Source organism: Cronobacter malonaticus LMG 23826, assembly GCF_001277215.2.
In the GTDB taxonomy this organism is placed as follows: Bacteria; Pseudomonadota; Gammaproteobacteria; order Enterobacterales; family Enterobacteriaceae; genus Cronobacter; species Cronobacter malonaticus.
The window spans coordinates 2,502,992-2,523,961 of the sequence record NZ_CP013940.1; the positions used below are offsets into that span (position 1 = coordinate 2,502,992).

16 protein-coding genes, 2 tRNA genes and 5 other RNA genes are annotated in these 20,970 nt (G+C 56.0%); 8 read left to right on the plus strand and 15 right to left on the minus strand.

The features are described from left to right. Positions 1-34: 34 nt before the first annotated feature. The 8 genes from AFK66_RS11850 to AFK66_RS11885 all read right to left on the minus strand — a co-directional run bounded on the left by AFK66_RS11850 (position 35) and on the right by AFK66_RS11885 (position 7,969). Positions 35-514 (minus strand): DUF1097 domain-containing protein, encoded by a 480-nt coding sequence (locus tag AFK66_RS11850; RefSeq protein WP_007782794.1) that lies wholly within the window; start codon positions 512-514, stop codon positions 35-37. Between the two features lie 109 nt (positions 515-623). After that, positions 624-1,190 carry a TorD/DmsD family molecular chaperone gene (locus AFK66_RS11855; protein ID WP_023899005.1) on the minus strand — a complete coding sequence of 189 codons (567 nt, stop codon included), beginning with the start codon at positions 1,188-1,190 and terminating at the stop codon, positions 624-626. Positions 1,191-1,214: 24 nt separating this feature from the next. Continuing rightward, positions 1,215-1,952, minus strand: coding sequence for a phosphatase (locus AFK66_RS11860; protein ID WP_007782786.1), 738 nt, complete (start codon positions 1,950-1,952; stop codon positions 1,215-1,217). A gap of 76 nt (positions 1,953-2,028) precedes the next feature. After that, entirely contained in the window at positions 2,029-2,970 is a 942-nt protein-coding gene (gene ghrA / locus AFK66_RS11865; protein ID WP_023899007.1) for a glyoxylate/hydroxypyruvate reductase GhrA, read from the minus strand. A gap of 85 nt (positions 2,971-3,055) precedes the next feature. Continuing rightward, positions 3,056-3,973 (minus strand): fimbrial protein, encoded by a 918-nt coding sequence (locus AFK66_RS11870; RefSeq protein WP_023899008.1) that lies wholly within the window; start codon positions 3,971-3,973, stop codon positions 3,056-3,058. A 123-nt stretch (positions 3,974-4,096) separates the two neighbouring features. Further along, positions 4,097-6,598 (minus strand): fimbria/pilus outer membrane usher protein, encoded by a 2,502-nt coding sequence (locus AFK66_RS11875; RefSeq protein WP_050500550.1) that lies wholly within the window; start codon positions 6,596-6,598, stop codon positions 4,097-4,099. A gap of 68 nt (positions 6,599-6,666) precedes the next feature. Beyond that, positions 6,667-7,356: a fimbrial biogenesis chaperone gene (locus AFK66_RS11880; protein ID WP_007782779.1), complete on the minus strand. Its 690-nt coding sequence runs from the start codon at positions 7,354-7,356 to the stop codon at positions 6,667-6,669. Between the two features lie 79 nt (positions 7,357-7,435). After that, positions 7,436-7,969: a fimbrial protein gene (locus AFK66_RS11885; protein ID WP_032968093.1), complete on the minus strand. Its 534-nt coding sequence runs from the start codon at positions 7,967-7,969 to the stop codon at positions 7,436-7,438. 557 nt (positions 7,970-8,526) lie between these two features. Between AFK66_RS11885 and AFK66_RS11890 the strand changes: the two genes are divergently transcribed. From AFK66_RS11890 to AFK66_RS11905, 4 genes are all read left to right on the plus strand, one after another. Further along, a tRNA-Ser gene (locus AFK66_RS11890) sits at positions 8,527-8,614 on the plus strand. Between the two features lie 47 nt (positions 8,615-8,661). After that, a non-coding RNA gene (locus tag AFK66_RS11895) (RtT sRNA) lies at positions 8,662-8,804 on the plus strand. Between the two features lie 47 nt (positions 8,805-8,851). Next, a non-coding RNA gene (locus AFK66_RS11900) (RtT sRNA) lies at positions 8,852-8,994 on the plus strand. A 47-nt stretch (positions 8,995-9,041) separates the two neighbouring features. After that, a non-coding RNA gene (locus AFK66_RS11905) (RtT sRNA) lies at positions 9,042-9,184 on the plus strand. A gap of 142 nt (positions 9,185-9,326) precedes the next feature. Here AFK66_RS11905 and AFK66_RS11910 read toward each other — a convergent pair. Continuing rightward, the gene (locus AFK66_RS11910; RefSeq protein WP_007782774.1) at positions 9,327-11,651 is read right to left on the minus strand and encodes an FdhF/YdeP family oxidoreductase; all 2,325 of its coding nucleotides are present in this window, start codon (positions 11,649-11,651) and stop codon (positions 9,327-9,329) included. 246 nt (positions 11,652-11,897) lie between these two features. On the opposite strand from AFK66_RS11910, the gene AFK66_RS11915 reads away from it, so the two are divergent. The 3 genes from AFK66_RS11915 (at position 11,898) to AFK66_RS11925 (ending at position 12,365) form a co-directional block, all read left to right on the plus strand. Then, positions 11,898-11,985 (plus strand) — tRNA-Ser (locus AFK66_RS11915). A gap of 47 nt (positions 11,986-12,032) precedes the next feature. Then, positions 12,033-12,175, plus strand: a non-coding RNA gene (locus tag AFK66_RS11920) — RtT sRNA. Positions 12,176-12,222: 47 nt separating this feature from the next. After that, positions 12,223-12,365: non-coding RNA, RtT sRNA (locus tag AFK66_RS11925), on the plus strand. 228 nt (positions 12,366-12,593) lie between these two features. Here AFK66_RS11925 and phoH read toward each other — a convergent pair. The 4 genes from phoH to efeU form a co-directional block, all read right to left on the minus strand. Then, complete coding sequence (phoH, locus tag AFK66_RS11930) at positions 12,594-13,382, minus strand: phosphate starvation-inducible protein PhoH (protein ID WP_004387572.1); 789 nt, start codon at positions 13,380-13,382, stop codon at positions 12,594-12,596. 538 nt (positions 13,383-13,920) lie between these two features. Then, entirely contained in the window at positions 13,921-15,204 is a 1,284-nt protein-coding gene (gene efeB / locus AFK66_RS11935; RefSeq protein WP_007782768.1) for an iron uptake transporter deferrochelatase/peroxidase subunit, read from the minus strand. 5 nt (positions 15,205-15,209) lie between these two features. Continuing rightward, positions 15,210-16,337: an iron uptake system protein EfeO gene (gene efeO / locus AFK66_RS11940; protein WP_007782766.1), complete on the minus strand. Its 1,128-nt coding sequence runs from the start codon at positions 16,335-16,337 to the stop codon at positions 15,210-15,212. 55 nt (positions 16,338-16,392) lie between these two features. Continuing rightward, positions 16,393-17,223, minus strand: coding sequence for an iron uptake transporter permease EfeU (efeU, locus tag AFK66_RS11945; protein ID WP_007782762.1), 831 nt, complete (start codon positions 17,221-17,223; stop codon positions 16,393-16,395). 357 nt (positions 17,224-17,580) lie between these two features. Between efeU and AFK66_RS11950 the strand changes: the two genes are divergently transcribed. After that, the gene (locus tag AFK66_RS11950) at positions 17,581-18,765 is read left to right on the plus strand and encodes a NupC/NupG family nucleoside CNT transporter (protein ID WP_032968088.1); all 1,185 of its coding nucleotides are present in this window, start codon (positions 17,581-17,583) and stop codon (positions 18,763-18,765) included. Positions 18,766-18,795: 30 nt separating this feature from the next. Here the strand turns inward: AFK66_RS11950 and AFK66_RS11955 are convergent, their stop codons facing one another. Both AFK66_RS11955 and putP read right to left on the minus strand, forming a co-directional pair. Continuing rightward, positions 18,796-19,218, minus strand: a complete 423-nt coding sequence (locus AFK66_RS11955) for a DUF3574 domain-containing protein (RefSeq protein WP_007782757.1) — start codon at positions 19,216-19,218, stop codon at positions 18,796-18,798. Positions 19,219-19,335: 117 nt separating this feature from the next. Beyond that, the gene (gene putP / locus AFK66_RS11960) at positions 19,336-20,844 is read right to left on the minus strand and encodes a sodium/proline symporter PutP (RefSeq protein ID WP_029038936.1); all 1,509 of its coding nucleotides are present in this window, start codon (positions 20,842-20,844) and stop codon (positions 19,336-19,338) included. Positions 20,845-20,970 lie beyond the last annotated feature (126 nt).

Consider the following 20,970-nt stretch of genomic DNA (forward strand, 5'->3'; position numbering starts at 1 on the left):
AGGGATAAAAAAACCCGCTCACGCGGGTTTTCTTTTATTGCTCCGTCGCAGTGGTTTTCTTTGGCTCGCTGCGCCCGGCAAGCCACTGCCCGCTGCATTTCATCGCCACACCAAACAGCAACCCCAGCAGCAGCGCCGGGAGGACGTTTTTCCAGTCACCCTGCCCGGCAAATGTAGCGCAGGCGCCGATAAACGTGCCCGGTACAAAGCCAAGCAGCGTCTGGCGCGACTGAATACACATTAAAAACGCCACCACACCGGTCATGGCGTAGCTTAACCACGCGACCTCAGGTGCCACAGCGCTACCCGCAATAATTACCTGCGCCCAGAGTACGCCGCTGCACAGCGTAAAGAGGATGGTCAGAAAACCCGTGACGCCCCCTTTAGGGCTGGCGAACCAGGCGGTACAGCCGAGAAAGCCCGCCCAGGAAGGCAGGCCGAGCGCGACGGCAGCCCACGCCCAGAGGGCGGAGAGCAGGCCGGTCGTTAATGCGAGAGAAAAGTGTCTGTTCATGGCGGCGTATCTTAGCAAAACGCCGCCTGAGAAATGCGATCTGACGCACGTCACATGAAATAACGCACAGTGAGTTACATTTTAAATGTGAATAAAATCACACTTAAAGCTACTCTGCATCGTTTTCTTCTTCGTCTTCCTGCAACTCTTCCCACATTGCCTGGATGGCTTCACGAGTAACCTGCGCCAGCGTGCGCCAGAACGGCGTAGCGGCGTGGGCTTCCACTTTGCCGAGGAACGTTTCATACCACGGGATCAGGAACTCGCCGAATAAGGTTTCCTGCGCCTCAATTTCATCTTCCGCAGACTGATCTTCAAGCCACGAGGCCGCGAGTAACAGCAGGCCGAAATGATCCGCCGGCGCCTCGCCAAGCGGCATGCCGCGCGCGGTTAAAAAGGCGCGAACGTCCTGCTCGCTGCTTCCCTCTACCCATGCAGAACGCAGCGGTGCCACGCGGGCGTCATCCTGGCCAAACAGTGCCTGGTAATCTGCCTGGATCTCTTCCGGCTGTGCGCTTTTTTGCAGCCGTGCCAGCAGCTCATCCTGCTCCAGCGGCCAATTCTGCGCGAGCTTTCCTTCGCGGATAAGGCCGTAGATCGGTGCCATGACCGGGTCCTGCGGCGCACGGTACCAGAGAGAGCCGAGCAGACGGCAAATTATTGAAAACTCATTCATTAACAGATTCCATTTCAGGCAAAATTAAAGGGCGGCAAATTCAGCAATCGGCGTCATACCGCGTGTTTCAAGAAAATCGAGCAGGCGGCGCGGCGTCACGTTCAGGATGCGATCTTCCGGGAAACCCACTTCATCCAGCACCTTGCGGCACTCATGGAAATCACCGAGCGTAAAGGCGGTGTGAGAATCAGACCCCAGCGCCACCCAGCCGCCCGCCTCGCGCACGGCAGCGGCGATCGCTTTGCAGTTCGGTCCGCTGCCCTTGCGGGAGTGGGTGAACGATGAGTTATTGATCTCCAGCGCGACCTGATATTTGGCGGCTGCTTCGGCAATAGCCTGAATATCGACGGGATATTTCGGGTTACCAGGGTGGCTGATGATATGCACCGTGCCGCTCGCCATCGCCGCGATCATCGCTTCGGTATTCGCGTCTTTATCCTGCGCCGCGAACACGGGTTCGTGAAAACCCGCGACGATCAGATCGAGTGAATCGAGCATCGGGCCGGTGCAGTCGATCTCGCCTTCGCGGTTTTTAATATTCGCTTCAATACCGCGCAGGATGCCGACGCCGTCTACCACACGCGGCCAGATGCGCATATTAATAAAGTGCCAGTGATGCGGCGCATCCGCCATGTCCGGGCCGTGATCGGTAATAGCAAGCAGCCGGACGCCTTTCTGCTTCGCCGCGGCGATGTAATCATGCAGATTGCTGTAAGCATGGGTGCTGGCGACAGTGTGCATATGCAGGTCTACGGGATACATGGCGCTCTCCTCTGTGATTTTGAGCAAGAATAACAGGTATCCCCGGCGATTTTTAGCCGAATCGCCGGGGCGCGCGCTAGTAGCCGCGCGCCACGTCCACCTGATTCGGCGGCATCTCGCCGCGCTCGATTCGCGTAATACTCTGTGCGATAAACACCACCGCTTCTTCAGGCCGGGTGACCGCCGCCACGTGTGGCGTAATGCGCACGCGCGGGTGTCGCCACAGGGGGCTGTCGCTGGGGAGCGGCTCCTGATGAAAAACATCCAGCATCGCGCCTTTTACTTTTCCGCTATTCAGCGCGGCCAGCAAATCCTCTTCCACCAGATGAACGCCGCGCGCCAGATTCAGGACATAAGCATTGTCGTCAAGCGCCGCCAGCAACTGCGCGTTAATAATGCCCGCCGTTTCCGGCGTGTTGGGCAGAAGATTGACCAGCACGCGCGTACCGTGCAGAAAAGCGGACAGTTCGTCCGCGCCGGCAAAACTTTCCACGCCAGCCCGCGTTTTGCGGCTGCGGCTCCAGCTGCGCACCGGAAATCCGAAGCGGCTGAGACTCTGTGCCACCTGGCCGCCGAGCACGCCCGCGCCCAGCACGCCGATGGTGAAATCCGCATGGCGATACTCTTCAAGCGGCTCCCAGCACACTTCACGCTGTAGCGCGGCGTAATCATCAAAACGCCTGAACCAGTGCAGTACCTGGCTTGTGGCGTACTCCTGCATCTGTGCAGCCATGCCGGTATCTTCCATGCGATACAGCGGTACGCCCGGCGGCAGCAGATCCGGGTGTTCATTCAGACGGCTTAACAGCGAATCGACGCCCGCGCCGAGTGCGAAAATCGCTTTCAGCGTCACGCGCCCGCGCAGCATTTCATACGGCGGATGCCAGACCAGCGCGTAATCTGCGGCTGTGTTATCGCCGGGCTGCCAGGCGCGAAGGCGCGTCTGAGGTAGATGGCGTTGCAGTAAAGCCGCCCACTCGTCAACATTAAAGGTGGGATGGTAAAAGAGGATGTCCACGGCGCTTCTCCAGACAGGTTGATGGCATTTACCATAACAAAATCAGCCACCTTTTGGGCGGCTGCGTAAGGAAAAGCAGGTAATGTCAGCGAATATTGACGGTTATCGACGCGGAGCCGGAAAATTTGCCATTCTGCGGCGTCTTGCCGCTGAGGTTTACCGGCGCGGTGAGAATATCTACCGCGCCGGTACGTCTTGAAATATCGGCAGATGGGTCCAGCGGCATCGGCACTTCGCCGGTGTTGACAGGGATCACTTGCTCGCTGTGGTTTTTTATCAAAACGCCGACATCCGGGTTGTTAGTGGCAAGCGCTTCCGGCATGCCATCCGCTGGCGCGCCTGAAAACGTCATGGTTAATGCCACGCCATCGCTGATATTTTTGCAGATATAAACAATGGCCGTTTTTTTATCCACGAAACCATCCGGCTTGTGGCCCCGGGTCGTAAAATTACTGGCAAAGATGGTGCCGAAATCGACGGTAATCACTTCGCCCGCGTTGATTTCACAGCTTTGTGGCACAGTAATGGAGCCCTGTACAAAAACTTTCGCCATTGGCTCGCTGGAATACTGTCCCGGCCTGACGGTGCCATAGATTGCCGCCACGGCCATTTGCGGGATGACGATCTGCCCAAGAAAAGGCTTACTAATGCGAAACGTCAGCGTTCCGCTCTGTCCGGTGGTAAAACTGTTTAACGAACAGCCATTATTTTTTTTGTTCCAGACATCAATAAACGGCACCTGCATATCCCCCACGTTGGCAATGTTAATTGCCGCTGCCAGATCGATATTGTCATTGACGCGGATATAAGACGAACTGCCATACTCGATCGCCGGAGCCAGGTACTCACTTTTATAACTCACGCCAGGATGCGGGTCTTTATTGAGATCGCTGTCATCACAGTCACAATGCGCACTATAGCTTTCCGAGGAGCCAAACCGTTCAGTAAAGGTTTTCCCGACCTGATTATCATCAGGGTTAGCGACCGATGTACTTGCATCCACATTAAAAATTTTCGGCCCCCCCGTAGTGGTGCAAAATCCTGTCGCTGCAAAAGCATACGATGGGAGAAAAGCGCATAAAATCAGCAGCCCGCTTAATAATCTCAACATAATGATGTTCTCTTATTATTGGCACACGGCCGTCAGAGGAAGGAGATCGCCTTTATCTGGCGCGGCTTCAGGTATAGCGACAGAGGCCTGGCAGCGCTGATCGGTTTGGTTTCCCCACTTCACCTGAACCATGCCGTTTTCTTTAACGCCTGAGAGGTACACCACGCCACCTTCATCCACGATGCTTTCATAGCCCTCGATACCACCAAGCGTCACCAGCGCACCAAACGGTACCGGCTCACCGTTCGCCTGACGCAGCGTTAACAGCAACCTTAGCCCTTCCCGAGCGTCAACGTGCGCATAAACCAGCGCGCCTTTATTGGGGATTAGCGTCAGGTGCGTATTTTCCGCATCGACGCCAGCGGGCATCGTTGTGGTATCCAGCGCGAGCTCGTTTCTTTCATAAGGGGAAAGCCAGGGAATGACGGCGTAACCCAGCCAGTCAGTCGAAACACCGGCCTGGTTTTTAAAGCGGATATCACTGGCACCGTTGGCATCGACCAGCGCGAAGGCGTCGCCAAGCGGTTGAGAGAGCGTAACGCCATGTGGATGCATGACCAGCGCGCCGGACGCGCCATAACTCCACTGCTGCGAATCATCAGCGTGGTAATAGCCGAGGCTCAGGTTGGCGAAGCGTGATTTATAGTTGAGATCGGCGCTGCTGTCAGCGGTGTCATCACCACTCTGTCCCGCCTGGTTGTAGCTCTGCTGGAGCGAATAGCTGAGCCTGCCGTCATCCAGCAACGTGCCGCTAAGACCACTTTGATAACGGGTGTCGCCATCCTGATTCTGGGTGACGTTAAACGTAGCCCAGCTGTTAGCCAGCCAGCGGCTTAGCGGCACGCTGATGCCGAGCGCAATTTGCCGGTCGGTCTGATCGTCTGTTTTATTCCATGTAGAAGAGAGCGTCCAGGTGACGCCCGCGGTTGAAAACGCGAAGCCCGCCGAGAGATTCCTCTCTTTATCCGTACGGTTCCAGAAGTCACGCTGATAGCCGTTGAGGTAAAACGAACCGTAGCCATCAAGCGTCTGATTGATACTGATCTGCAACTGGCTGCGCTGCTGATAATAACCGCCGTAGCGATCGTCATACCAGGACGCATCATGGTTTGCTTCGTCAAAATCGAAGTAACCGCTGGTGGAATAGCGGTAGCCTGCAAGCGTGATGGACGTATCCGTCAGCTCAATATTTTTAGAATACTGAAAGCGATATGACTGGCCTGACGACGTGGTGTTATTTTGCAACTGGCTGCGTGCATGCGTGACGTCTAACGAGATCGATCCCCATTCATCCAGACCGACGCCGACGCCCAGCGCCGCACCCTGCCAGGTATCCGCCCCCATTGCGCCACCGTAAAGTGTTAACTGATTATTGACGCCGTATATCAGCGTACCCTGCGCAAACGCGGGCGTGGCATCTTGAGAACTGTTTGGATCGTACTTCCCCGCCGTCAGGCTGTATTTAACCTGACCGGGCCGTTGCATGATCGGTACGGCAGAAAACGGCTGAATGAAGCGCCGCTCTTTGCCGTCGGCTTCTTTGATGGTCACTTCCAGATCGCCGCTGTGTGAGGTGGGGTAGAGATCGCTGATTTCAAACGCGCCTGGCGCAACGGTATCCTGGAAAATGATATAGCCATTCTGGCGCACCGTGACTTCCGCGTTTGAATTCGCGATGCCGCGGATCACCGGCGCAAACCCGCGCAGGCTGTCAGGCAACATATTGTCATCTGTCGCAAGTTGCGCGCCTTTGAACTTTACGCTGTCAAAAATCATCGACGGGGAGTAGCTTTCGCCAAGCGTTAGCTGCGAGCGCCACGGTTTAATATCGCGCTGCAAAAAGGTGTAGATAGAATCCCAGTGCGATTCGTCGTCACTTTTACTCCAGGTGGAATAGTTGCGCACCCGCCACGGACCGACGTTCAGGCCGTTTTGTAAATTGAGATACTGCGAGGAGTCCCCCTCACCTGCATCGCTTTGCGTATCTGTGCCGTTGAACGTGTAATTACTAAATAGCGCCGGGATCCCGTCATCCCAGTACTGCGGATCCACGTAACCACGGGCGGTGCGCCGCAGCGCTGCCTGTGGAATACTCACTTCCAGCGCCATCTTATGCGTGTTGAGCCGCACCGATGCCGCCGGAATCAGCGCGCCGATATCGTCAATAGGCGCAAGCGGACCAAGGGCCGCCAGCGCCGGATAAGCATCTGTTTTTACATTAAGTTCCTGCAGCAGCGCAGGAGTAATCACCGGATGTGTTTCTCCGCTCACATCTACTGTAAGTGGGATCGTTCGGGTAAATATTTCATTGTCGTTAAGCCAAATGCGCAGCGGGTAGTTGCCCGCAGGCAACTTATCTTTGGTGCTGAAAATTGACAGATCAACACCCCGCAGCCCCGGATCGCCCTGTTCCATTAACATCGGGTCAAACCAGACTTTCTCCTGCGCAAAAGCACAAGAAAAGCCACCCAGGGCGAGCACCAGCGCGGCGGCTACCGGCAGCGCCAGATAACGCATGCCGATTTCCCGATCATTATTTAAGAAAAAAGCACTGTTTTTCACGGGCGCATTCCTTGCTTTATGGCTCACAGATGGCGAGTCTCAGGCTTTGTCACGCCGCCATAGTCGTTAATCACGCGCCAGCTCACCTCCCGCCCTGTTTCTGATGCGGGCAGCGTAAAGTGCTGGCTGGCGAACGGCGCCAGCATGTCGGCACTTTCAATACGCGTCGCGCCCACCTTCAGGCTGTCGAATACCACATAAAGTGGCGTCGGGTTTTCGGCTACCAGTTGACCACCAGCCAGATGAAAGGTGAGGTGTTTGTACGCTGCTTGCGCATCAGCTATCAGCATCTGCGGACGGTAAAATAGTTTGATGCGTGTTTTTACCACCAGTTTGAGGGTATTAATGGCCTCGGGCGATGACGGTGGAATCGCGCGAATATTCAGATAAAACAGCGATTCACGATCTTCCGGCAGGCTGCCGGTTTTCGTAATGCGTAAATCGTGATCTTCCTGCGGTTCAATACGGAAAAGCGGCGGCGTCACCATAAACGGGCCGCGGGTTTTCCCGTCCCCGTTATCTACCCAGGATTGCAAAAGAAAAGGGCTTTCAGCGCTGTTATTTTTCACACTCAGTGCCGCTTCTTGTTTATTGCCTTCATAAATAACGCGGGTGCCGCCCACGACAATCCCGCCTGCCGTTGCGTTATTCACCATTAAGATCAGGAGTAAAAAAATATTGGATCTGAGAATAATTCTTCCCGTCGCACGCATAGTCAACTCATGTAGAAAGAGGAACAATAAGCCGTTAACCTGCGTTAACGGCTTAATAACACGTTAAACGAATCAGTAATTAACGGTAATCAAACGTAATATCTGTCGTCCCGTTAGCAGCACCAGCGCCAACTGTGGTATTAGTCGACTCATAATAAGCGATGAGATTAAGATCCATCGTCGCATCGGGGATTTCGAATTTACGCGCCGAGAACTGGTTCATCGGAATGAGCGTGCCTTCATCATCCGTAATAACAATCGCCACGCCCGTGGCGCCGCCATCCGCCACTTTCAGGTAATCCTTATTCACCGGATCGGCATCGCCAGTGAGATAGATGCTAAAATGCGGATTTTCGCCCGCTTCAACAACCGGACAGTTTTTCAGTTTTATATTCACCGGAATCGGCGGCGTTTTTACGCCCACGGTCGCGTTAAACTGCTTCACTGAATAGACACCCATATCGACATCCAGCACTTTATCGTCATCATCAATTTCACATGCCTGATCGGTAATTTTGCCTGTGAAATTAATTGTCCCATCCGCTGCTAAAACTGAAGCCGCATGCATTGTCATAACTCCTGCGAGCGCCATCCAACAAAGATGTTTTTTCATATCTTCTCCTTGATTGTTTATCCCAAAACATTTATTCAATAAATAATTTTTTGCCACAGGGTAAAGCCAGCGCATATTATCCGTTGTCCAATAATCTGACAATTCCCCGCTGGATTTTTATTTAAAAAATCCAGATAACTAGCAATTTATTTCTGACGCTAACTTCATTAACTCATACATGGAATATATATGTTTAATCAATGATATTTCAAATCAGATTATTACTCGTGAGTATATATTTATGTGACATAGATATATTTTCCTATCCCTTTGTAATTCTGAGTATTAATTAACCACGCAAGCGTTATCAGCCTCACAGGTCATTTATCATTTATTCATCACAATGCACAAATAAAAGATGGCATAAATAACAGCGGGTAAAAAGTGGTCATTTTTTTACTCCTGTTACGGACTCTATTCAGGGGATGGCAGGTTGTTTTAAGCGCATATTGTATGAAGTTTGTTTAAACGCGCCAGAAAGCGCTAAATTTCCGTTGACGGCTATGGGCCTTTCCCCTACATTAGCGCCCGTCCCGACAGCGTCGGGAAGACAATATGGTGAGGTGTCCGAGTGGCTGAAGGAGCACGCCTGGAAAGTGTGTATACGGCAACGTATCGAGGGTTCGAATCCCTCCCTCACCGCCATATTTAAAGAAAGAGCCTGAGCTAACCCTCAGGCTTTTTTGCGTTTATATCGCGCCGGCCCGGGAGGGATGAGAAGCCTCGACCCGGGTTCGACCACTGGCGCAGCCAGGGGGACAGTCGGCGAGCCACGCGAGCTGACTGCCCGAAGGGTGAGGCCCAGCGGGCCGAATCAATCCCTCCCTCACCGCCATATTTAAAGAAAGAGCCTGAGCTAACCCTCAGGCTTTTTTGCTTTTATATCGCGCCGACCCGGGAGGGATGAGAAGCCTCGACCCGGGTTCGACCACTGGCGCAGCCAGGGGGACAGTCGGCGAGCCATGCGAGCTGACTGCCCGCAGGGTGAGGCCCAGCGGGCCGAATCAATCCCTCCCTCACCGCCATATTTAAAGAAAGAGCCTGAGCTAACCCTCAGGCTTTTTTGCGTTTATATCGCGCCAGCCCGGGAGGGATGAGAAGCCTCGACCCGGGTTCGACCACTGGCGCAGACAGGGGGACAGTCGGCGAGCCACGCGAGCTGACTGCCCGAAGGGTGAGGCCCAGCGGGCCGAATCAATCCCTCCCTCACCGCCATATTCAAAGAAAAAGCCTGAGCTAATCCTCAGGCTTTTTTGCTTTTATATCGCGCCGACAGACGGCAGGTGCGCTTCGCTTACCTGCCCTACAAAACCGTCTGTAGGGTGGGTAAGCACAAGCGCCCCCACCGCTGCTCTGGTTACCGCCGCGCGCCCGACGTCATCACCGGCTCGGCGACACGCTCCATCGCGATCGGGATACTTTTATAAGCCGGGATCCCGCTTTGCGTGTCGTGGCTGTCCAGCGGCACCAGCACGTTGGCCTCGGGGTAATAAGCCCCCACCGAACCAGGCGCCATATCGATAATTACCACGGTCAGGTTATTGAGCCGCCGGGAGGTCGGCTTGCCGTGGGCATCAAGCGCGGTCACATTCACCTGATCGCCCACGCGCAACTCGCGTTTTTCTGCTTCATCCGGGTTGATAAATAACACGTCGCGCCGTCCGGTCACGCCGCGGTAGCGGTCGTTCAGTCCATACAGCGTCGTATTGTATTGATCGTGACTGCGAAGCGTGGTCAGCACCAGGTCGTGACACTTAAGTGACCGCGGATCCTCATTAATCCCCTGCATCACCTTAAACTGCGCCTTGCCGGATGGCGTGTTCCAGACTCGCTCCGAGGCCGAATTGCGCAGACGAAAACCGCCCGGCTGCTTCACGCGCTCATTGAAGTTAGCGAACGCCGGGAACACCGCCTCTATAGCGTCGCGGATAAAGCTATAGTCGCCGATCATTTTGTCCCAGTTGACGACCGTCTCCGGCAGCGTCGCTTTGGCAAGCCCCGCCACGATAGCGGGCTCTGAGCGCAGGTGCGGCGACGCCGGTTGCAGCATGCCGCGTGAGGCATGCACCATCGACATCGAATCCTCAACGGTAATGCTCTGTTCGCCCGACGCCTGCACGTCGGTTTCCGTGCGGCCAAGCACCGGCAGAATATAGTTATGCTTGCCGAGCAACAGATGAGAACGGTTAAGCTTGGTCGCCATATGCACCACTAAATCGAGATTGCGCATCGCCGGAAACGTGACCTGTGGATCGGAAATCGCCTCCGCCAGATTACCGCCGAGGCACAGCAACGCTTTGGCTTTACCGTCGCGCATCGCCTGAATCGCAGCGACAGCGCCATGACCGTGTTTCTGCGGCGGTTTAAAACCAAAAACGCGCTCGATACTGTCAAGCAGAGACTGCGGCGGGATTTCCGTAATACCAACGGTGCGGTCGCCCTGCACGTTGGAATGACCACGCAGCGGGCAGATGCCTGCGCCTTTTTTGCCGATATTACCGCGCAGCAGCAGCAGGTTGGCGATCTGCTGTACATTCTGGGTGCCGTACTGATGCTGGGTTATCCCCATGCCGTAACAGATAATGGTTCGCTCCGCTTTCGCATACAGACGCGCGACATTCTGGATCTCTTTGCGCTCCATACCGGAAACTTTCAGGATGTGATCCCACTCGGTCGCGTCGAGATCGGCCTTCAGCGCTTCAAACCCTTCGGTATGCTCGCGGATAAAGTCCTCGTCAATAACGCCCGGCTCACCGTTCGCCTGCGCCTCTTCATGCATGGAGAGCAAAATTTTCATTACGCCTTTGAGCATCGCCGCATCGCCGCCGACTCGCACTTTATAGTAGGTCGATGCGAGGGCGGTGGAACTCAACGACAGCATCTCAATCGGGCTTTGCGGCGAGGTAAATCGCTCAAGCCCACGCTCGCGCAGCGGGTTGATGGCGACGATGGTGGCGCCGCGCTTCGAGACTTCGCGCAGCGTGCCGAGCATACGCGGGTGGTTTGTGCCAGGGTTGTGGCCGATACACAGCACCAGATCGCAGTGTTCGAAATCGTCCAGCTCTACTGTTCCTTTGCCGACGCCAATCGACTCCGGCAACCCGACGCTGGTGGGCTCGTGGCACATGTTGGAGCAGTCCGGGAAGTTGTTGGTGCCATATTCACGGGCGAAAAGCTGCCAGAGGAATGCCGCCTCATTGGAGGCGCGCCCCGAGGTGTAAAACTCCACGCTGTCGGGGTCGTCATAGCTGCGCAGGCGCTCGCCAATCTCCTGAAAAGCCGTTTCCCATTCAATGGGCTTATAGGTATCGCTTGCCGGGTCATATTTCATCGGGTGCGTCAGTCGCCCCTCGCCTTCCAGCTCAAACGCATTGCGCTCCCACAGTTCGCTGACGGTATGCGCCGCGAAAAATTCCGGTGTGGTGCGTTTGCTGGTGGCCTCCCAGGAGACCGCTTTCGCGCCGTTTTCGCAAAACTCAAACGACGAGGCGTGCTGCGGGTCGGGCCACGCGCAGCCAGGACAGTCAAAACCCTGCGGCTGATTGACTTTGAACAGGGCAATCACGTCCTGCTTCACCGACATCTGGCCGCGGATGGCGTCAGCAACGGCCTTCAGTGCGCCCCAGCCGCCCGCCGATCCGCCATAAGGCGCGATGCCGATAGTACGATTTCGCTCTTTCATAGTGCTCCACATTCTCTGTCTCAAAGTTGTGGTTTAAGCCTGGTACAGAAAACGCGATAAGCGAAGCGAGTCGCGCGATATCAGACCGCATCAGACGCCGCAATGGCGGGTTTTGCGGGAGAAAACGTCATTTCGTTTAACCCTTAACCGAACGATAAAGAAAGGAAAAAATGTGCTTGACCGTTTTCATGCAGATCCCTATAGTAGCGCCCCGTTGCCCCGCTACGCGAGGCAGCAAGACAATATGGTGAGGTGTCCGAGTGGCTGAAGGAGCACGCCTGGAAAGTGTGTATACGGCAACGTATCGAGGGTTCGAATCCCTCCCTCACCGCCATATTTAAAGAAAGAGCCTGAGCTAACCCTCAGGCTTTTTTGCTTTTATATCGCGCCGGCCCGGGAGGGATGAGAAGCCTCGACCCGGGTTCGACCACTGGCGCAGCCAGGGGAACAGTCGGCGAGCCATGCGAGCTGACTGCCCGCAGGGTGAGGCCCAACGGGCCGAATCAATCCCTCCCTCACCGCCATATTCAAAGAAAGAGCCTGTACGCAAGTACGGGCTTTTTTGTTTTTATATTGCACCGCGCCGGGAGGGATGAGAAGCCTCGACCCGGGTTCGACCACTGGCGCAGCCAGGGGAACAGTCGGCGAGCCATGCGAGCTGACTGTCCGAAGGGTGAGGCCCAGCGGGCCGAATCAATCCCTCCCTCACCGCCATATTTAAAGAAAGAGCCTGAGCTAACCCTCAGGCTTTTTTTGTTTTTATATTGCGCCAGGAAACGGCAGGTGCGCTTCGCTTACCTGCCCTACAAAACTGCCATAAACGTTTTCGTAGGGTGGGTAAGCGTTAGCGCACCCACCTTCCAGCCACAGAGAAAAAGCAAAAGATAAAAACAAAAAAAGCCCAACGTGTGTTGGGCTTTTCCATTGATGTATAACGCAGGCTTAATCGTAAGCGTTAAGCGTCCGCTGGCAGAGCGCGGAGCGTACGCAATCGGCTTTACCGAACCGCACGATGCCAATCATCTCATCTTCCTCAAAACGCGCCAGCGCGTCGCTCAGGCCGGACTGCACGCCCGCCGGCAAATCGCACTGGGTGATGTCGCCATTGACTATCACGGTCACGTTCTCCCCGAGGCGGGTTAAAAACATCTTCATCTGCGCGGCTGTCACATTCTGGGCCTCGTCCAGAATCACGACGGCGTTTTCAAAGGTACGTCCGCGCATATAGGCGAACGGCGCAATCTCAACTTTCCCGATTTCCGGGCGCAGGCAATATTGCATGAAGGAAGCACCAAGACGGCGCACCAGCACGTCATACACCGGGCGGAAATACGGGGCGAACTTCTCAGAGATATCGCCGGGCAGGAAGCCGAGATCTTCATCGGCCTGCAGAACCGGGCGGGTGACAATTATCCTGTCGACATCCTTGTGAATCAGGGCCTCAGCGGCTTTCGCCGCGCTGATAAACGTTTTGCCGCATCCGGCTTCACCGGTGGCGAATATCAGCTGTTTGCTCTCAATAGCCTCAAGATAATGCGCCTGAGCGTCGGTACGAGCGACAATCGGCGCGTTATCGCGGCTGTCCCGCGCCATGCCGATTGCTTCAACGCCACTCATTTGCACAAGCGTGGTGACCGATTCCTCTTCACGCTGCCGGTGGCTGCGTGAATCTCGTCTGAGAACGCGTCTTGCTTCACGACGAGCTTTGATCACTGCTTTCTGTCTTCCCATGGATGGCACCTTGTTAAGTTGGTTTACATGAGCCGCGTCCTGCTGATGGACGCGATTATGCGCACAAACATTTGAGGTTTGGCTTCCTTTTAAGCCATAGATTGCCGGTCGAAAAGACGCGGTAGTACGGCTACGCGCACCGCTTACCGCATCGTCTGGAACAGGGTGAGAAGCTTTGAACGTTTCTGAGGGGGTGGAGATAACGCTGCCGGAGGAGGCTCCTCCGCGCCGGGTGGTGCGGGTTGTTTTCCGTTTAAGTCCAGTTCTGGACGCTACCATTCGCGATCTCCATCGTGCTACTGCTACCACAGAAGGGAACTACCGCTAACACTTTAAGTACAACAAAAATTATCATCTTTGCAACATAATATTTACTAAAAGATAACTTTTGAGACTGAACGTCTGATGCATCTTTTATGACAGAAAAATATTACAGAAATGTATCAACAGAATAGCCGCGCCAAAAATGCTCCGCCATAGCTGCGCGAAAATTGTTAGCAAATGAAAATAAAAACCCCGCCGTGGTGGCGGGGCTTCGTCAGGCTTTCAGCAGGCCGTCTGCAAGGAAGCGGGATTTATCCGCAACACCCGGCAGCACAAAGAAATAACCGCCGCCGATGGGCTTCACATACTCCTCCAGCGCCTCGCCGTTAAGCCGCTTCTGCACCGTTAAAAATCCCTTTTCGAGATCGTGCTGGTAGCAGACAAACAGCAGGCCCATGTCGAGCTGGCCGGAATTGGTCACGCCGAGCGAGTAGCTGTAGCCACGGCGCACCATCAGGCTGGACTGCGTCTGCGGCGTGCGCGGGTTCGCGAGCCGGATGTGGCTGTCGAGCGCAATCACGTTACCGTCAGGATCTTTACTGTAGTCCGGCACGTCATGCTCATGCTGCATACCGAGCGGCGCGCCGGTCTGTTTGTCGCGCCCGAAAATCGTCTGCTGCTCTTTGAGCGGCGTGCGGTCCCAGAACTCCACGTGGAACTGAATAATGCGCACGGCCTGATAGCTGCCGCCCACCGCCCACGCGGGCTCGCCCTGATCCGGCGTCACCCACACCACGCTGTCCATCAACGGCGCGTTACGGGTATCCGGGTTCGCGGTGCCGTCTTTGAAGCCGAGCAAATTCACCGGGGTCTCTTTGCCACGGCTGCGCGCCGCGTGATCGGAGATAAATCCTTCACGCTTCCAGCGCACGCTTAGCAGATCCGGCGTATGCTTAATGATATCGCGCAGCGCATGGATCACCGTATCCTGGGTATTGGCGCAGATTTGCAGGAGCAGATCGCCGTGGCACAGCGCCGCGTCCAGCGAATCGTTCGGGAAACGCTCCATCTTTTGCAGCTTTTTCGGCATCTGCGGCGCAAGGCCGTAGCGATCGTCAAATAAAGAACGCCCCAGCGACACAGTGATTGTCAGATTATCCGGCGCAATCACCGGCCCCAGAATACCGGAATCCATTGGCGGCAGACGGGGGTTCGGCGTCTGCGGAGCCGGGCCGCCTGCGGTTAAAAACGCGATGCGGTCGGTGAGCAAACGGAACAGCCGTTCGAGATCGGCTTTATTTCCCGCCAGCACATCGAAGGCCGCCAGCATCATTGACGCCTGCTGTGGCGTCAGCACGCCCGCCTGATGTGCGCCGTAAAACGGCTGCGTCTCCTGACGCGCATCCGGGGGAAGCGTGCCGGGCGCGCTCTGTACCTGCGCGCCATGCGCCACCGGACAACCGCCGGTGACCGCGAGCGCGCCGGTCAGCGCGCCCAGCCCTTTCAGCAGACGGCGGCGCGCCGGTTGCGGCACGCCGTGAGTATCATGTTCTTGCATTACGCTTAGTCCAGTCCGAGCACGCCACGCAGTAACGAGAGATCTTCAGCAAGCGAGGTAATCGGCCCTTTCAGCGCGTTGCGGTCAGCGTCGGTCAGCTTGTCGTAGGTCTCAAAACCGTCTTTAGTGCGGTACTTCGCAAGGATCGCATCCACTTTTTTGAAGTTCGCGTCCACTTTCGCGAGCAGCGGCGCGTTCTCTTTTTGCAGTTGCGGACGCAGCAGATTCACAATTTTCTGCGCGCCATCGATATTGGCCTGGAAATCCCACAGATCGGTGTGGCTGTAGCGATCTTCTTCACCGCTGATTTTGCTGGCCGCCACTTCTTCGATAAGGCCTGCCGCGCCGCCCACGACTTTGCCCGGCGGGAAGGCGAGTTCACTGATGCGTTTTTGCAGCTCCAGCACGTCGCTGTTGAGCTTGTCGGCATACTGCTCCATGCCTTTGACGCTGTTATCGCCAAACAGCGCTTTTTCCAGACGGTGGAAGCCGGTGAATTTCGGGTCAGCCGCTTTCTGCTCGTAATCGTCTTCGCGGGCGTCGATGCTGCCGTCGAGATCGGAGAACAGCTCGGCGATAGGCTCGATACGCTCATAGTGCTGGCGAGTCGGCGCGTAGAGGGATTTCGCTTTGGCGATATCGCCTGCTTTTACCGCGTCGGTAAACGCTTTGGTGCCGGAAACCAGCGCGGCGGTTTCGGCGCTCACCCAGGTTTTATACTCGGTCACAGCGCCTTCCAGCGACATCAGATCGCTCTTCGCCGCCGCTTTTTCACCACCGGCGGCTTTGACGATAAGCTTGCCTTTCGGGTTGCTCAGCAGGCCGCAGGTCATGTCATATTCGCCCGGCTCCAGGTTAGCGGTCATCTTCTGGCTAAAGCCTGGCGCAATGTTTTCGCGCTCTTCAACGACCATCACCCCTTTAAGGATTTCCCACTCCAGCGCCTTCTGGCTATGGTTCAGAATGAGGAACTGGGTTTTACCGGCGTTCACCGTGAGCGTCATCGGCTCGCACTGTTTGTCGTTTACGGTGACTTTCACCTGCGGAATATCCGCCGCGCGGGCGGCAAAGGCGGAGCTGATAAGCGCCAGCAGCGTCACGGAAAGCGCGCTGCGGCGAAGTTGATTCGTCATGACCATCCCTCTAAAAGTATGTTGTAACTAAACCACGCACGGGCGCGGCAAAAAATCAGGCGTTCCCGGAGACGCGCGCACCGGCGCGGGCAGGCAGCGCATAAAACGCCAGCGCCGGGATCAGATAGATAAACCATACCGCCACTTCGCTGACGGTCGGCGCTTCCTGGTAGCCGAAAATGCCTTCCAGCAGCGTGCCGGTGAGCGAGTGCGTGGAGAGCACATTGCTGAAATCAAACGCCACGGCCTGAAAGTGGTTCCACAGACCGGCTTCATGAAACGCGCGAATGGCGCCCGCCGCGAGCCCTGCGGCAACGAGCAGAATAAAGAGGCTGGTCCAGCGGAAAAACGCGCCGAGATTAAGGCGAATGCCGCCCCAGTAGAGCAGGAAACCGAGCACCACGGCGGTCGCCAGGCCCAGCATCGCGCCGAGCGGCGGCCAGATGCCAACATCCTGGCCAAACGCCGCCAGCAGGAAGAAGACCGATTCCAGGCCCTCGCGCGCGACCGCGAAAAACACCATCATTATGAGCGCCCAGCCGTGACCGCCGGGGCGTTTCAGCGCGCGATCCACGGCCTGCTCCAGCTCGCCTTTCACATTGCGGGAGACTTTACGCATCCAGAACACCATCCAGGTGAGGATCACGACGGCGACCGTCGCCACAAGCCCTTCAAACAGCTCCTGCTCTTTTTGCGGGAACTCGCCGGTAGTTTCATTGATAAAAATACCGAGGCCCAGGCAGAGGGCGGCGGCGAGAAACACGCCCGCCCACATTACGCCAAGCCAGTTGCCGCGCTGGGTGCGTTTAAGATAGCTCGCGATAAGGCTGACGATGAGCGCTGCTTCAAGGCCTTCACGCAGCATAATCAGAAAAGGAACAAACATTCGGGCACCTGTAAGTGTGAAATCAGGTCAACTGATGCAAAGAAACGTAAACGGGAGTGAAAGTGATTATCATTACCGCCAAAAGAAAAACAAGCGAAATGTGGGGATAAGTATGACGAAGTGTAAAAGTTGCGAAGTTGAGTAGTCACTCAACGAAACCATAACCGAAACTGGCTGGCCCGGCGCCGCGTTTTCTCTTTCCACCGCACTCTGAAAACATTCATCTGAAAAATAGTCAGCCATCGCTTTTTCTTATTCCATTTGCCAGATAACGATGCGGGAAATTATGCTTAGCGCGCTGTTTACCGGCCCGTTTTTATGTGGCTAACTATTTTTCTTTCAGACACCTGCGTAACTATGACAACCATACTGCATTTTATTTTCGCCGTGGTGGCGATCCTCCTGCTCGCGTGGCTTGCAAGCTTTGACCGTAAAAAGATCCGCCTGCGTTATATTCTTCAGCTGATTGTGATTGAAGCGGCGCTCGCCTGGTTCTTTCTGCATGCGCAGGCCGGGCTGCTGGTTATCCAGTCGATTGCCGGCGCGTTCTCCTCGCTGCTGCACTTCGCGGCCCAGGGCACCGATTTCGTCTTCGGCGGCATGAGCCAGAAAGGCCTCGCGTTTGTGTTTCTCGGCGTGCTTTGCCCTATCGTATTTATCTCCGCGCTCATCGGCATTCTGCAACACTGGCGCATTCTGCCGGTTTTTATTCGCGTCATCGGTACGCTGCTGTCGAAAGTTAACGGCATGGGTAAGCTGGAATCCTTTAACGCTGTCAGTTCGCTGATCCTCGGCCAGTCGGAAAACTTCATCGCCTATAAAGGCGTACTGGCGGATCTCTCCTCGCGTCGGCTGTTTACGATGGCGGCGACCGCCATGTCCACCGTTTCGCTCTCTATTGTTGGCGCGTATATGTTGATGATTGAGGCGAAATATGTGGTGGCGGCGCTGGTGCTTAACCTCTTCAGCACGTTCATTATTCTCTCGGTTATTAACCCGACGCGCCCGCAGGATGAACCGGAAGTGAAGCTCGAAAAGCTGCATGAATCACAAAGCTTTTTCGAGATGCTCGGCGAGTACATCCTGGCGGGCTTTAAAGTGGCGATGATTATTCTCGCGATGCTGATTGGCTTTATCGCCATTATCAGCGCGGTGAATGCGCTATTCCTGACGCTGTTCGGCCAGAGCTTCCAGCAACTGCTGGGCTACGTGTTTTACCCGCTCGCCTGGCTTATCGGGATTCCGGCGCAGGATGCCCTGACGGCGGGCGGCATTATGGCCACCAAGCTGGTCGCCAATGAGTTCGTGGCGATGATCGAGCTGCAAAAAATCGCCGCAACGCTCTCCCCGCGCGGTCTCGGTATTCTGTCGGTCTTCCTGGTGTCGTTTGCCAACTTCGCGTCCATCGGCATTGTGGCCGGGGCGATTAAGGGGCTGAATGAACAGCAGGGCAACGCGGTGTCACGCTTTGGCCTGCGCCTGGTCTATGGCGCGACGCTGGTGAGTTTACTCTCCGCGGCCTTCGCCGGGCTGGTGCTGTAAAAGTTAAGGCGGGGTCTCCCCCGCCTTTTTTCAGAACTGCACGCAGACATTCTCATCGACGCGCATGACCGACTCCTGCGCAAAGCGGGATTTATAAATTCCGCGCAGGGCTTCAATCCCCTTCTCGCTCGCGCCGTCATTCGCGTGAATCAGCATCAGCGCCTTGCTCGGCTCCCGCGCCACCTTGCCATCGTTACCGAGCCACTGCCCGCGCGCGTCAAACACCGTCAGCCCGTCGCGAAAACGCGGCGTGACATCGTTATCCACAAAGCGCTGCCACTCGTCTGCGGTAATCACCGGGCCGGAGGGCCGGTTGAGGCCAAAGTACAGCGTGGTTTGCGTCATGCGGTTATTTGCGGCGCAGCTCTGCGCCTGTTCTGCCGCGTGCGGCGCGCAACCGGCGAGCGTCGCCGCCAGCGCGAGTGAAACCATAATCTTGCGAATCGCCATCATCCTGTCCTTTTTTGTTATGGGTGAACGGGACGATAACAGCGTAAATTGCGGCGTCTGGCAAGCTACCGGATTGATGAGAAAGAAAAAACCCGCCGGGCGGCGGGTTTGTTAAAACGCTTAGCTGGCGCGAAGCTTAGACGGCGCGGGCGTGTGATACTCCTCGTCCGCTTTTTCAAAGCGCGCCTGCATAGAGGCCGACGGCGCTTTGCCCATCAGGCTCACCACCACGATACCGAGGCTTGCGAAGATAAAGCCCGGAATGATTTCGTAGAGGTTAAACCATGCGAACTGTTTCCAGACGATAACCGTCACCGCGCCGATGATCATGCCGGCCAGCGCGCCGTTGCGCGTCATGCGGGACCACATTACCGAGAACAGCACCACCGGGCCAAAGGCCGCGCCAAAGCCCGCCCACGCGTAGCTCACCAGGCCCAGCACGCGGTTTTCCGGGTTCGCCGCCAGCGCAATGGCGACCAGCGCCACCACCAGCACCATCATACGCCCGACCCACACCAGCTCTTTCTGGCTCGCGCCTTTACGCAGGAACGCTTTGTAGAGGTCTTCGGTAATGGCGCTGGAGCAGACCAGCAGTTGGCAGCTCAGCGTTGACATCACCGCCGCCAGAATTGCCGACAGCAGGATACCAGCAATCCACGGGTTAAAGAGGATCTGCGCCAGTTCAATAAACACGCGCTCGCCGTTCTGGTTCACCGCGGCCGCCTGGTCAGGATGCTCGTTAAAGTAGGCGATGCCGAAGAAACCAACGGCCACCGCGCCCGCGAGGCAGAGGATCATCCAGGTCATGGAGATGCGACGCGCGTTGACGATGGTGTGGTGAGAATCCGCCGCCATAAAGCGCGCCAGAATATGCGGCTGGCCGAAGTAGCCCAGTCCCCAGCCCATCAGCGAAATTATCGCCACCAGGTTCAGGCCCTTGAGCATATCGATATTTTCGATGCTCTTCTGCTTGATAACCGCCAGCGAATCGTCCAGCCCGCCGACCGCGAAAATCACAATCACCGGCGTCAGGATCAACGCGAAAATCATCAGGCTCGCCTGTACGGTATCGGTCCAGCTCACCGCCAGGAACCCACCAATAAAGGTGTAAAGAATGGTCGCCGCGGCACCCGCCCAGAGCGCGGTTTCATAACTCATACCGAAGGTGCTTTCAAACAGGCGCGCGCCCGCCACGATGCCTGAAGCGCAGTAGATGGTGAAGAACAGTAAAATCACCAGCGCCGAGATTATCCGCAGCAGGCGGCTGTTATCTTCAAAACGGCCGGTGAAATAATCCGGTAACGTCAGGGCGTTATTGTTGTGCTCGGTGTGAACGCGCAGACGCCCCGCCACGAGCTTCCAGTTGATCCAGGCGCCCAGCGTCAGGCCGATGGCGATCCAGCTTTCGGAGATCCCGGAGAGAAACACCGCGCCCGGCAGGCCCATCAACAGCCAGCCAGACATATCCGACGCGCCCGCAGAAAGCGCGGTCACCACGCTCCCGAGACTGCGCCCGCCGAGAATGTAGTCATCAAAGTTTTTGGTGGAGCGCCACGCAATAAACCCAATCAGTATCATCCCCAAAATATAAATAATGAAAGTCACCAGCATCGGTGTACTCGTCGTCATTTCACTTCTCCGCGTTATGGCCGGGTCGCCCCGTTTATCACCGCCGGAACGTAGCGGTGGCGTTATTGTCATGTCGTGTGGCGGCAGTATCCTGCCGGAAGCGTTTTTTATTCACAATCGATTTAA